The sequence below is a fragment of the Streptococcus pseudopneumoniae genome (genome assembly GCF_001076775.1).
GTDB classification, from domain to species: domain Bacteria; phylum Bacillota; class Bacilli; order Lactobacillales; family Streptococcaceae; genus Streptococcus; species Streptococcus pseudopneumoniae_G.
In genome coordinates this window covers 101,553-115,174 of the sequence record NZ_JVGV01000034.1, presented here as the reverse complement: position 1 = coordinate 115,174, position 13,622 = coordinate 101,553, and the positions used below count along the sequence as shown (strand labels likewise).

The following is a 13,622-nucleotide window of genomic DNA, read 5'->3' as shown; positions in this document are numbered from 1 at the left end:
ACCGAATGAAGAAAATCATTTAAATAAGGAAGCCCCTCATCCAGTTCCAATTAATTTTCAGTTACTTAAAGGAACTAGTCTATCTTATATTCTGACTTTATAGCCTCCAAGAAATTCTTCACATCCTCTACATACCCATGCTTTTCTATTAAGCTTGCTAATAGTTCTAGATTGTGCCCCTGATAGTTATCGTCACGACGCAGTTCTTCATACATTTCGATAAAAGGAAGGCCCTTGGACTTGGCCAATTCTAACTCCGCTTCATAATCATAAGCGACTTTACGAAATAGGATATTTACCAATTCCCCATCTTCAACTTCTATCACAGCATACTGGGCACGGTGATTTTTTAACGCCTCCCAATCAAAATAGGGCATACCAATCGAACCTGGATTGATGATTTGTTGCCCTTGACTTCCATAACGAAGCAACTGCTTGTGGACATGACCATAGACTGCCACGTCGGTTCCCGCATCTAGCAGTTGGTCAAATTTATCTGTATCATTCCCAACCAGTAGATCCCCACCATAGTTTTTGTCAGGTAAATTATGAGAGATAGAAAAGCGCAACCCATCAACCTCTTTCTTTTCCAGCAAAGGTAAGCTTCGTAACCAGACAATCGTTGCAGGATCCATTCGCTCCATCAAAAACTGGGTCATTCGCATTGACTGGATTTCTTGTGGATGTTCCAAACCATATTCACCATCCAAGGCCTCAAGGACACAATCATCCCAATTGCCTCGAACACTGGCTGTGATAGGAAGGTCCTTTAACAGAGCGACCAAGTCATTTGCACCGGGACCGGGAAGAAAAATATCTCCCAGAAGCCAGTATTCACTGACTCCTTGATTTTTAGCATCTGCAATAACTGCTTCTAGCGCCGTCGCATTGCCATGAATATCTGATAAAATTGCGATTTTATGGTTCATGATGTTTTTCCTTCCGTTTGGTAATCTACTCTCTTTTCCGCCACTTGAGGCAAGGCTTCTGCCTCCTGCGGGTTCAACTTTCTCTGCACAGCCTCTGCAACCGCTCTAGGTACTCCAACTTCGACAATCTCATCCACACTGGCTTCCTTGATTTTGGTCAAAGACTTGAAATGCTTCATGAGATTCTGCTTGCGTTTAGGTCCCAGACCGTCAATTCCATCCAGTTGTGATGAAAAAGAATTTTTGGAGCGCAGTTGACGGTGGAACGTAATAGCAAAGCGGTGAACCTCATCTTGGATACGTTGGAGCAGGAAAAATTCCTGAGAATTGCGAGATAACTCCACCACCTCAAGCGGATCTCCAAAGAGCAATTCATGGGTTTGGTGCTTGTCATTCTTTTGCAGACCTGCAATGGGGATATCCAAGCCCAGTTCTTCTTGGATGACCTGCTTGGCGATATTGACTTGACCTTGTCCCCCATCGATGACAATCAAATCTGGAGGAGTCAAACCGTCACGCTGTACTCGACCATAGCGCCTGCGAATGACTTCTCGCATACTGGCATAGTCGTCTGGCCCGACGACAGTCTTGATTTTATACTTACGGTAATCCTTCTTACTAGGTTTTCCGTTGACAAAGACCACCATGGCTGAAACAGGACTAGTTCCCATGATGTTGGAGTTATCGAAGGACTCGATGCGAACTGGGGTGGGAATTTGGAGCAAGCGTCCTAGATTTTCAATAGCCCCCTGGGTCTTTTCAACAGATTTCTCCAGCAGGTTGAATTTCTGCTCTAGGCTGACTCGAGCATTCTTTATAGCCAAATTGACCAGTTGCTTTTTCTCTCCACGCTGGGGTTTGAGAATCTTGGTGTCTACCAAGGCCTTGACAGCTTCTTCGTCAATATCCTGCGGAATCAGTACCTCATTGGGAACTAGGTGAGATTTTTCTTGATAAAATTGTCCTACATAGGTTAGAAAGTCCTCATCCGGATCATTATAATAAGGGAAAAGATTGACATCGCGCTCAATAAGCTTGCCCTGACGAACAAAGAAAACCTGAACACACATCCATCCCTTGTCCACATAGTAGCCAAAGACATCCCGATTTTGGAGATCCTTAGCCATGACCCGTTGCTTGGTTCGAAGCGTTCCAATGGCTTGAATTAGGTCACGGTATTCCGCCGCACGTTCAAATTCCATAGTCTGGGCTGCCATTTCCATCTTGCCCTTTAGGTCATCAATGATTTTGTCATCTTGCCCTTTTAGGAAATCAGAAACCTCCTGAGCCATAGACTTGAAATAGGCCTCATCCTTCTTACAGATGGTGTGAGCCATACATTGACCGATATGGTAGTAAAAACAGACCTTAGACGGCGGATTGGTGCACTTACGAAAAGGGAAAATCCGATCCAGTAGTCGCTTGATTTCATTGGCTGCCCCCACATCTGGATAAGGTCCAAAGTAGAGACCTCCGTCCTTTTTGACCTGACGGGTGATAATCAAACGAGGATAGCGTTCATTGGTGATTTTGATGAAGGGATAAGACTTATCATCCTTGAGCATGATATTGTACTTGGGCTTGTTTTCCTTAATCAGGTTGATTTCTAGGAGAAGTGCCTCAATATTAGACTCAGTAACGATAAATTCAAAATCTACAATTTCAGACACCAAGGCCTCTGTTTTGGTATCATGACTTCCACGGAAATAAGACCTCACGCGGTTACGCAGATTTTTAGCCTTTCCTACATAGATAATGGTGCCGTTTTTATCCTTGTGAATGTAACAACCAGGGCTGGTCGGCAAGAGCTCTAATTTTGATTTAATCAAGTTATTCATAGTTCCATTATAGCAAAAAAGTAGGGAAAGTTAGTCCCCTACTCATTGGTCTCATATAATTTTCGAAGTCTTTCAACATCCTCTTTCTGGATACCATAAAAGGAACCTGCTGGTTGCATGACAGACTTTTCATCTGTATGGTCCAAGCCAATCGCATGCCCCAACTCATGTTCTGCCGTATGGACAATGCGCTCATATGAATAGCCATAGTTAGGATTGGACAGATAATAGTGATTCAACCGCACCGTTACGGATAAAAATTGCCCTGTTAAGAGATTGGTCTGACTTTCTGCCTCTCCTGCCACAGGAGTACCTCCGTCATTCATCTCAGTAGCCAAGATATCCGCCGTGCTGGCCTCAGTCACCAGTTCAAACTTAAAAGCACCAGTTTGATTCCAATTCTGGATTGCTTCTACATAAGCCTCTTGAAAGCGTGAATCCATCTGGGGATCTAGGTAAATACGAGCAGAAGCCTGCGGCCACCTTCCTTCAGAGTGTTGGTGGCTATCTGTCTGATTCAACTTAGGCAGTTGCCCTGTTTTTTCCCATTGGTCGATACTTTGTTGACCAATCTTTACTGACCGTTCTGCTTGCTTTAGCGCTCCTTGAAAATCCCCGTTCAGATACCAGAGAAGACCGAAAGCAAGAGCACATAAGAACACGACTATCCAAACTAGACGCCAAAACAAACGCCACACAAAAGAAAAGAAAGCCCCTATCAAACGAAAAATCCAGCGCATGTCCCTCCACCTTTCTAGCAAATAAAAGCTATTTTACTAAAACAAGCTGAAAGAAACCTAAAGACCGATTTTCTTATCTTAGCGTCCTAATATTTTTTTAAGTAACTGAATAGCTTTATATTTTATGGGAGATGGATAATAACGGAAAGTTCCTGCTTTACGTACAATATAACCATTAAAATTTTGTTTAAAACGTAAAACACCATCACTACCATCAAAAATCCCTTGAATACCTAGGAAGTTGTATTTAGGTATCCCACGTTTTATGCTTTCCAACATAACATATTTCTGAAGCAAAGCTGGTGCATAAAATTTATTAAACTCAGTATAGGAACCACTAAAAAGATAGGTCGTTTCTTGAGGCATATAAATAAATAAACTACCTGCTAAGACAAGATCTTTCTCTCCATATTTTTCAATCAACTCTCGTGCTTCTGCTTTTCGAACTTCAAAGCTTTCATACTGCCTAGCCAACTCTTTGTGTTCTTTTTTCTTTTGTGCAGAATCTGGATATTGTTCTAATAAGTGTAATGAGGTAGCTATTTTTTCAGATAATTCTTTTTGCTTATGTATTAAATTTTGTATATATTCTCCTAAATTTAGATTAGCAATTACAAACTCCGCTTGTTCTCCAAATGAATCATAAAAGTGCTCATAATATTCTAAACTTTTATCACTATATTCTCTACGTTCAGAGGTTTCTTTTGTTATATTCTTAAAAATCGAAAGTTCTTCACGGTTTAATTTTTTCAACTGAATACCAAATGTATCAGCCTTTTTCACCAAAGGTTTCCCCTTTTTACTAAAACTGTTAATCAAGGTCTTTTCAGTTAGCTCATTCAAATCTTTACAATATAACCAATCCGGTTCTCCACCTGGGTAACCTGTTTTTAAACCATCAAATTGATAACCCAAATCAGTCAAACCTTGAATAATACTTTTTTTCTCAGCATCTATTGGATTACCATCACTATCAAAAGTTTGGTAAGTTTCATAAGGTTTTACAATTAGCTCTAATGCACCATTCTGCTTAGCATATTCTTTTAACTCCGCATAAAAAACTGGCAGGGATTCTTTTCTCGTATAAATAGGCCCCGAATTGAGCTCCATATGCAAACCACCTAACATAGGTAAGCTATAAACCAGAGCTGCAACTTGAATTTCTCCTTCTTGTTTCAAAGCTAGATAAACAATTCGAGCTCCTCTTTTTTCTAACAAGTCCCCCATCTGGACCGATTGCATAAAGGAACGAGAAGAAACCTGATCAGAATAAGCCTGAAACTCTTCTTTCGTGAGTGTAATTAGTGCCATATACTTACTTTCTATGTTTTTTTCTTAATGTTTTACGGAAATCAAGAGCAAGTCTTAACAGAGGATAGAGAGGATGGGTAGGCATTGTAAATTCACCCAAGTATTCTTCGATCGTTGGATTAAAATTAGCTTTAAAACGATAGAGTCCACCATCTAAAGCATTCTCGACGCCTCCTAAATTTTGCCATAAAATGCCACGTTCAAAGGAATATTGAGCTGTCTCATACCAAGTCAAAATAGGGGCTTTATATCGTCTAAAATCTTCATCCATTCCTGCGTATAGATTGACAGAAGTTTGTCCGAATTCTAAAGTCAAGGTAGCCGCTAAAGGAACTCTTGCTTGACCTGCATCTATATATTCCTGCAAGAAGGTCAATTCCTCTAACAAACGTTCTTTTTCCTTCTTCTGCGCTTCTACTTTTGAAGTTCGAGTCGACTCAGTAAAGGTCTCTTCCAAGGCTCTGTTTTTCGCTAACTGTTCTTCTAATTCTTGCGAACGTTTAGAGACATCCAAGGTTGCCAAGGTGATATAGGCCTTGTCCTTAAAATTATCTAATAACTTTTTATAATAGGCTTCATTCCTCAAATGAATCTCTTTCCGCTTCTCGGTTTTTTTCATCAAAAAGGAAAAAGACTCCAATAATTCAGTTCCACCAAATTGAATCTCTACCCCCTTATTCCGTGCTGTTCGAATAGCCTGTTTTGTTGACTTGGAAAGTTTATCTTCTTCAAAATTTTCCTTGTATATTTTCGCCTGAATACGAGGTTGAATGGTGTCTCCCATTTCCTCTGTTTTTCCTGACCACCTTACTCCCATTTGTTGCAAACTATCAATAATAGCCAGATTTTCAGGAAATTCTATTTTTTCATGCTTGATTGAACTTTGCGATAGGCAAATACTTGGGTCAAAAATCACAAAAATCGCTCTCTTGCTTCGAGCATAGGACTTAATGGATTGAAGAACAAAGTTCAAGAGTTCAGCATCCTTATAATCTAATACAGGACCTCTTGGGATATAAAACATTCTATAGCCTAGAGGAAGAGTTTTAATCAAAATACTAGCTGCAGCCAGTAATTTATCTCCTCGGTAGGCGCCAAACTTTTCATGTTGCCAATCAGACTTAACCTCTTCCCAAGCACTACTTTGTAATACATTGACTAATTCATGTTCTTTAACAAACTGATCATATTCTAATGTGGGAATGCCAATTTGATAACGATACATCTCTTACTCTCTTTCCAACAATAATAGAATTTAACTACTATTCTACTATTTTTGTTTAGAAAGTCTAGTAAAAACATATTTTAGTTTCTATTCCATAGAAGACATGGTTATTGAAAGAGTAATACAAACTAAACTAGCTTAATCTCTCTTCTAATTTGAAATCGATTGGTAGGGTTGCTAAGAACCGTTCCAATTGTTTTTCCCAGTAGTACCATTCGTGAGTTCCAGCACTATGGCTATAGGTCACATCAAATCCCAGTTTTTTGAGATTTTTCACTGCGAGATTATTGGCTTCGTACAAGAAATCCTGCTCGCCACACCAAGCCCAAAGTTTGGTCTTTTTATCCGATTTTTTAGCCAGACTTTCAAGAGAATAAGGACTAGCTGTCCAGTCTTTAATCTCTCCAAAAACACCTCTCCAATAAGCTGGTGTTCCCAAATCTTGGCTCTCAGGAGAAAAATCTTGAAAGCTAAGAGCACCTGAAAAACTAGCCGCATGAGAAAAACGATTTGTAGCAAGAGCCAATTTGAAACAACCATAGCCTCCCATAGAGAGGCCAGCGATAAAGGTCTTTTCACGCTTGCTAGTCATATTAGGGAAGAAGCGTTTTAGAACCTGTGGCAATTCCTCTGCTAAAGCTCTGTAATAGTCAAAACCATACTGGGTATCTGTATACCAACCATTGCTGGTATTGGGCATAATAACGATGAGATTAGTTCCTCGAAGCAATCGTTCTACATTGGTCCGCTTGAGCCAACTATTATGATTACCAGACATCCCGTGCAAAAGGTACAAGACGGGAATATCTTTACACTCTGGTTCTTCCACTCGATTGGCATCGGGGTAAAGAACATTCACTCCCCACTCCATATCCAAAACTTGTGAGTAATACTCGATTTTCATTACTGCCATAATTTTTTCCTCTATTTTTCTATAAGAAAAAGCCGAAATTCGACTTTCTCTCTATTTATTTCAACAATTATTTTGCTTCCATGACTACTGGTAAAATAGCTGGACGACGCTTGGTTTGATCAAAGAGGTACTTGGTCAGATTATCACGAACCTTCCCTTTAAGATCTGCCCAGTCAAAGTCATCGCCTTGAAGATAGTCTTCTACCGTCTGGTTAATCAATTCTGAACTTTCACGGAGAATATCGCGACTCTTCTTGAGATAAACGAATCCACGTGTGTGAACACGAGCCTTGGCCACAATTTTCTTCTCACGACGGTTGACTGTGATTGCTACGATGAAAATACCATCCTCTGACAAGACCTTACGGTCACGAAGAACCACATTTCCAACATCACCAATGGCATTCCCGTCAATCAAGACATCCCCTGCTGAAACCGCTCCAGCTGGGACAAAGTCTCCATTCTCATAAGCCATACTGGTTCCCTTTTTAGGGATGAAAATGCGTTCTGGCAACATTCCAACTGCCATAGCAGCCTTGGCATGAGCATCTAACTCACGGTATTCCCCTTGAATCGGGAAGAGATACTTGGGTTGCAAGAGATTGATCATCAACTGCAAATCACGCGCATTTCCGTGACCTGACACACGCAAACTTTGAGTGATCAGTTTGACAACACCTCCAGCTTGATAAATCATGTTTTCCACACGTGCCATAACTGCTTCTTTAGCGATAGACGGTGTTGTTACAATATAGACTAGGTCACCGTCCTTGATTTCCACATAACGGTGGCGACCAATCGACATCTTGCGAAGACCGTTGATAGGTTCACCCATACGACCTGTCTCAAGGATAATCAACTCATGGTCTTCAAAACGAGACATATCTTTTGGTTTAATCAAAAGACTCTCGTTAGCTAGAGACAATTTCTTGAGGCGAATAGCAGTACGGACGATATTTTCAATATCAAATCCTGTCAGGACCACACGACGGCCTGTTGCATCCGCAGCGTCAAACACCTGCTGGATACGAGAGAGGTTGCTAGCTACTGCTGCGACGATGATACGTCCATCCCAATCAGAAATGGTTTGAGTGATTTCATCCCCAACTTCACTTTCACTAGCCACTTGGATATTACTGTCTGCATTAGCTGAATCGCTAAGAAGAGCTAGAACTCCATCACGACCGATTTCTGCTAAACGAGCGAAGTCTGTCGCATAGGATTCACTAGCTGTCTGGTCAAATTTGAAGTCACCTGTATAAACGATACTACCTTCAGCTGTCTTCAAGACCACACCCAGACTTTCTGGGATAGAGTGGGTCGTACGGAAGAAGGACACCACAGTCCCGCCAAAATCAATCTCCGTATCCTCATCAATGACATGGAAATCATTGAATTTCTTAACCGTATCATTTCCTTTGACAAAGAGTTTGGCCAACTCAATGGTCAACTCAGAGCCAAATACAGGGACCTTGGCTTCCGCCAAGAGATAAGGCAGAGCACCAATGGCATCCGCATGGCCGTGGGTCAAGAAGACCCCAGCAATACGGTCGCTATTTTCAAAAAGGTAGTCCATGTTTGGAATGACTACATCCACCCCTAGTTGTTCATTTTCAGGGTATTTCAGACCTGCATCCAAAATGAAAATAGATCCATCGATTTCAGCGATATACATATTTTTCCCATTTTCACGCACACCACCAAGTGTTGTTAAACTGATATTACTCATTTTTCCTCCGAAAGCTTAGTTTATCTTGATTATAGGGTTACTTACCCTTTTATTCTAAAAGCACTATTACTTTTATACTCTTCGAAAATCAAATTCAAACCACGTCAGCTTCGCCTTGTCGTACTCAAGTACAGCCTGCGGCTAGCTTCCTAGTTTGCTCTCTGATTTTCATTGAGTATTAGCCGAATCTTTTCCTACCATTATACCATTTTTTTAATGATTTTCAAAATGAAGATTTGTTTTCAAAAAAGAGCTGGTTTCCCAACTCTTTCCTATCTGCTATTCTTTTTCCATTAAAAAGTCATAAATTTCTTGCACAGTACCCAGCGCCATCATTTCTTGGTCTTTGACGGTTTGTTTGAGATTTTGGTAAATCTGACTTTCTCCGATTTCTCGCTTTGGCGCCTCTTTATTCACTGTCATGACGCCATCTTTAATCGTCACAAAGCCTAGCTCTTCAAATACTTGAATCATCTTGACCAGCAAGATTTGCTGAATATTAAGATAAGCCGCCAAATCCTTCAGCTTATAGCGAATATCAAACTCTGGGAACTGGTAGATAGTCTTGTACAATTTGGCAAATTGCTCTCTAGTCCCATACCCCGTTAGATAGTAGGCCTTGTCAATATCATTTTTAAAATAAACAGCAGAAAAATTCTGTTCCTGAAAAATAGTCTTCAGCTGAGTAATATCCTCGGGAATGGTTTTTACAACCACAGCATCACTATTTACTAGATTCGGCAGTTCTCCAGCAAAATCCAAAACTGGAACCCCTTCTGGCAAGACTGCATTTTTCCCACGAATGTTAAAAAGTTGAACACCCTCCACCCGCGCATCCACCATCATCAACTGGAGGGCAGTTTGGCCATTCCATTGGTTGACAGACAATTTAACTGCCAACTCTAGATTCTTGGTTTGAGAAAACTCTGTTGACCATCTACCTTGGCCAAAGGCTACCACTTCAAAACTAGCTTCACCCTTAGAAATTTTCAGTTTGAGATGGGCATTGCCTGCTCCCATAGTACGGGCACTTTCGACCTGAAAATCCTTGATATAAAAGACTGGTTTCTGATTGTCCATCCCAAAAGGTGCCAAGCGCTCAAAGTTCTTGACTGTTTCAAGACTCAAAGTCTCCAAATCCAACTCTTCATCTAGGTTTAACTTGTTCTTACCACCAGCATCTGCGCCCTTTTCACGGACATAGTCTTCCAAGACCTGAGATAAATCTGAAAGTTTATCAACTTCCAGCGTCATTCCTGCTGCGCCAGCATGACCGCCAAAGGCGATAAAGAGGTCTCGATGAGGATCCAGGGCTTCAAAAATATCCACCGCTTCCACACTACGAGCACTTCCCTTGGCACGACCGTCTTCTATATTAAGAACGATGACTGTCTGTCCCAATTCTTCCAACAAACGACCAGCTACGATTCCTAGAACCCCAGGATTCCAGCCTTCCTTGGCCAAGACCTGGACCTTCTTCTCAGGATCCACCATATTCTTGGCTTCTTCATAGATTGACTGAACGATTTCCTTGCGCTCTTCGTTTTTCTGATGAATCATGAGGGCAATCTCATGCGCCTCCTCATCATCAAATCCAGTAAGCAAATCAATAGCAGGATTGGGATCATCCAAGCGCCCCAAAGCATTTAAACGAGGAGCAATCTGAAAACCAACCGTTTCTTCTGTTACTTCATTAACAGCAATCCCAGCCATATCCAACATTTCTTGTAGACCTATGCGCTGAGTATGCCCCAACATTTCTAGACCATATTGAACCAAGATACGATTTTCATCCGTCAAACTCACCATATCGGCAATGGTTCCGATAGCAACCAAATCCAGTAGTTCCACTTGCACTTCTTCTAAAAGGGCACAAGCCAGCTTGAAGGCCACTCCACAACCAGCCAAATATTTGAAAGGATAGTCCGCATCCGGATGCTCAGGATGAACGATAGCATAGGCATCGGGCAGAGTTTCAGGCATGGAATGGTGGTCAGTCACAATGACATCTACTCCCATAGACTGGGCCAATTCAATGGCTTCATGACCGGCAACCCCATTATCCACTGTCACTATCAAGGAAATTCCTTCTTGCTCGATAAAGTATTTATAAACACTGGCATTGGGACCATATCCATCAGTAAAACGATTAGGCAGGTAAACACGGCACTCGGCACCAAGCTGTTCCAAACTTTCCTTCACAATCGAAGCTGAAGTCATACCATCCGCATCATAGTCTCCATAAACGAGAATATTTTCCCCTTCTTCAATGGCCTGACGAATCCGAGCCACTGCCTTGTCCATATCATGGAGCAGATAAGGGTCATGCAAGTCCTCCAAGGAAGGTTCTAAAAACTTCTTTAGACTTTCTTGGTCCTGAACCCCTCTTTCAAACAATAAGCGAGCCACCTCAGGACCCAGTCCAGCCTTCTTGGCTATTTTTGTAAAATCCGCATCTTCTACCTGCGGGGCAAACTGCCATTCATAAGTAGGTGTTATCAAAAAGACATCCACTCTTTCTAAGAATTCTATTGCTTCATTATAACACGATTTAGACGTTTTCTCTATCCAGATTGCTTTTTTATAAAATTTTAGTGAATTTTTTCAGATATGATTTGACAAGCCAATTCTTTTGGTGTAGAATCATGTTATAAAATCTAACACAAAGGAGATTCCTTATGGCTTTAGTAGAATTTGAACACGTCGAAAAATATTACGGAGACTACCACGCACTCCGCGACATCAATCTCCGTTTTGAAAAAGGACAAGTTGTTGTCCTCCTTGGCCCTTCTGGTTCCGGGAAGTCAACTCTTATCCGCACCATCAATGGTTTAGAGGCTGTTGACAAGGGAAGTCTCCTAGTCAATGGACACCAAGTAGCAGGTGCTAGTCAGAAAGATTTAGTTCCTCTTCGTAAGGAGGTAGGCATGGTTTTCCAGCATTTCAACCTCTACCCTCACAAAACAGTGTTAGAAAACGTGACACTTGCACCCATAAAAGTTCTAGGAATTGATAAAAAAGAAGCTGAAAAAACAGCCCAAAAATATCTGGAATTTGTAAATATGTGGGACAAGAAAGATTCATATCCAGCCATGCTTTCTGGTGGACAAAAACAACGGATTGCCATCGCTCGTGGTCTTGCCATGCATCCTGAACTCCTCCTCTTTGATGAGCCAACATCTGCTCTTGACCCTGAAACCATCGGCGATGTTCTAGCAGTTATGCAAAAGTTGGCCCACGAGGGTATGAATATGATTGTTGTTACCCATGAAATGGGCTTTGCCCGTGAAGTTGCGGACCGCATCATCTTTATGGCTGACGGAGAAGTTTTGGTGGATACGACAGATGTCGATGACTTTTTCGACAATCCAAGCGAACCTCGTGCCCAACAATTCCTCAGCAAAATCATCAACCACGAAAGTGACAAAGTCAAATAAGGAGGCGCCTATGAAAAAGAAATTCTTTTTATCAGCAATATTGATTAGCCTTTTCAGCCTTGCTACTGCAAAACCAGTTCAGGCCGACACCAGCGTCGCAGACATTCAAAAGAGAGGCGAGCTGGTTGTTGGTGTGAAACAAGACGTTCCCAATTTCGGTTACAAGGATCCCAAGACAGGGACCTATTCTGGTATCGAAACGGACTTGGCCAAGATGGTAGCTGATGAACTCAAGGTCAAGATTCGCTATGTGCCGGTTACAGCACAAACCCGTGGCCCCCTTCTAGATAACGAACAGGTCGATATGGATATCGCGACCTTTACCATCACAGATGAACGCAAAAAACTCTACAACTTCACCAGCCCTTACTACACAGATGCCTCTGGCTTTTTGGTCAATAAATCTGCCAAAATCAAAAGCATCGAGGACCTAAACGGCAAAACCATCGGAGTTGCCCAAGGTTCCATTACTCAACGTCTGATTACCGAACTGGGTAAAAAGAAAGGCTTGACCTTTAAATTCGTCGAACTTGGTTCCTACCCAGAATTGATTACTTCCCTACATGCTCACCGTATTGATGCCTTTTCCGTTGACCGTTCTATCCTATCTGGTTACATCAGTAAACGGACAGAATTGCTTGATGATAGTTTCAAGCCATCTGACTACGGTATCGTTACCAAGAAATCAAATACCGAACTCAACGACTATCTCGATAACTTGGTTACTAAATGGAGCAAGGATGGCAGTTTGCAAAAACTTTATGACCGTTACAAGCTGAAACCATCCAGCCATACTGCAGATTAAGGAGGACACCCCATGACAGATTTATCATCTTGGACAGCCTATTTTCAGGATTTTGGACAATTTTTCAATGGTTTCCTCTTCACCCTTGCCCTAGCGATTGGATCCTTTATCCTCGCCATGGTTTTGGGCATCTTCTTTGGAGCCATGTCAACCAGCAAACGTCCAATTTTGCGCATTTTAGCTCGCATCTTTGTCGAGTTTTACCAAAACACTCCCCTCTTGGTGCAGTTTGTTATCGTTTTTTATGGCCTACCTCTTATCAGTGACCACACCATCATGATTCCGATTTATTGGACAGCTGTTCTCTGTGTAGGGCTCTATCACGGTGCCTATATCGCTGAGGTTATTCGCTCAGGTATTCAGTCTATTCCTAGCGGTCAGATGGAGGCTGCCTTGTCGCAAGGTTTTACCTATATCAGTGCTATGCGTTTGATTATCTTGCCTCAGGCCTTTCGTATCATTCTCCCTCCTTTGACCAACCAAATCGTCAACCTCATCAAAAACACCTCCACCGTCGCTATCATCTCTGGAGTGGACTTGATGTTTGTGACCAAGTCTTGGTCAGCACTTAACGGAAACTACATTCCAGCATTTTTAGGAGCTGCCCTTCTCTACTTTTCTCTTTGCTTTCCTGTTGCCCAGTTTGGTCGCAAGATGGAGCAAGCCAACAAAAAAGCCTATTCACTTTAGGAGGT

11 protein-coding genes are annotated in these 13,622 nt (G+C 41.8%); 3 read left to right on the top strand and 8 right to left on the bottom strand.

Annotated features, from left to right (window positions below; genetic code table 11):
* Nucleotides 1-74: 74 nt before the first annotated feature.
* The 8 genes from ADJ60_RS10220 to recJ all read right to left on the bottom strand — a co-directional run bounded on the left by ADJ60_RS10220 (nucleotide 75) and on the right by recJ (nucleotide 11,187).
* Nucleotides 75-929, bottom strand: coding sequence for a metallophosphoesterase family protein (locus ADJ60_RS10220; RefSeq protein ID WP_049544825.1), 855 nt, complete (start codon nucleotides 927-929; stop codon nucleotides 75-77).
* Complete coding sequence (gene uvrC, locus ADJ60_RS10215; RefSeq protein WP_049544824.1) at nucleotides 926-2,767, bottom strand: excinuclease ABC subunit UvrC; 1,842 nt, start codon at nucleotides 2,765-2,767, stop codon at nucleotides 926-928. The genes ADJ60_RS10220 and uvrC overlap by 4 nt, the downstream gene beginning before the upstream one ends.
* Before the next feature lie 38 nt (nucleotides 2,768-2,805).
* On the bottom strand, nucleotides 2,806-3,507 hold the full coding sequence (locus tag ADJ60_RS10210) for a M57 family metalloprotease (protein WP_049509485.1): 702 nt from the start codon (nucleotides 3,505-3,507) through the stop codon (nucleotides 2,806-2,808).
* A 78-nt stretch (nucleotides 3,508-3,585) separates the two neighbouring features.
* Nucleotides 3,586-4,818 carry an aminoacyltransferase gene (locus ADJ60_RS10205; RefSeq protein WP_049544823.1) on the bottom strand — a complete coding sequence of 411 codons (1,233 nt, stop codon included), beginning with the start codon at nucleotides 4,816-4,818 and terminating at the stop codon, nucleotides 3,586-3,588.
* A gap of 4 nt (nucleotides 4,819-4,822) precedes the next feature.
* Complete coding sequence (locus tag ADJ60_RS10200) at nucleotides 4,823-6,043, bottom strand: aminoacyltransferase (protein WP_049544822.1); 1,221 nt, start codon at nucleotides 6,041-6,043, stop codon at nucleotides 4,823-4,825.
* A 133-nt stretch (nucleotides 6,044-6,176) separates the two neighbouring features.
* On the bottom strand, nucleotides 6,177-6,956 hold the full coding sequence (locus ADJ60_RS10195; protein ID WP_049544821.1) for an alpha/beta hydrolase: 780 nt from the start codon (nucleotides 6,954-6,956) through the stop codon (nucleotides 6,177-6,179).
* Nucleotides 6,957-7,023: 67 nt separating this feature from the next.
* The gene (locus ADJ60_RS10190; protein WP_033689193.1) at nucleotides 7,024-8,685 is read right to left on the bottom strand and encodes a ribonuclease J; all 1,662 of its coding nucleotides are present in this window, start codon (nucleotides 8,683-8,685) and stop codon (nucleotides 7,024-7,026) included.
* Nucleotides 8,686-8,964: 279 nt separating this feature from the next.
* Nucleotides 8,965-11,187 (bottom strand): single-stranded-DNA-specific exonuclease RecJ, encoded by a 2,223-nt coding sequence (recJ, locus tag ADJ60_RS10185; RefSeq protein ID WP_049544840.1) that lies wholly within the window; start codon nucleotides 11,185-11,187, stop codon nucleotides 8,965-8,967.
* A 176-nt stretch (nucleotides 11,188-11,363) separates the two neighbouring features.
* Here recJ and ADJ60_RS10180 point away from each other — a divergent pair, with 176 nt between their 5' ends.
* The 3 genes from ADJ60_RS10180 to ADJ60_RS10170 are packed head-to-tail and all read left to right on the top strand — an operon-like array spanning nucleotide 11,364 to nucleotide 13,617.
* Nucleotides 11,364-12,122 carry an amino acid ABC transporter ATP-binding protein gene (locus tag ADJ60_RS10180; protein ID WP_001229571.1) on the top strand — a complete coding sequence of 253 codons (759 nt, stop codon included), beginning with the start codon at nucleotides 11,364-11,366 and terminating at the stop codon, nucleotides 12,120-12,122.
* Between the two features lie 10 nt (nucleotides 12,123-12,132).
* Nucleotides 12,133-12,927: a transporter substrate-binding domain-containing protein gene (locus tag ADJ60_RS10175; RefSeq protein WP_080983390.1), complete on the top strand. Its 795-nt coding sequence runs from the start codon at nucleotides 12,133-12,135 to the stop codon at nucleotides 12,925-12,927.
* 12 nt (nucleotides 12,928-12,939) lie between these two features.
* Complete coding sequence (locus tag ADJ60_RS10170) at nucleotides 12,940-13,617, top strand: amino acid ABC transporter permease (RefSeq protein ID WP_000131145.1); 678 nt, start codon at nucleotides 12,940-12,942, stop codon at nucleotides 13,615-13,617.
* Nucleotides 13,618-13,622 lie beyond the last annotated feature (5 nt).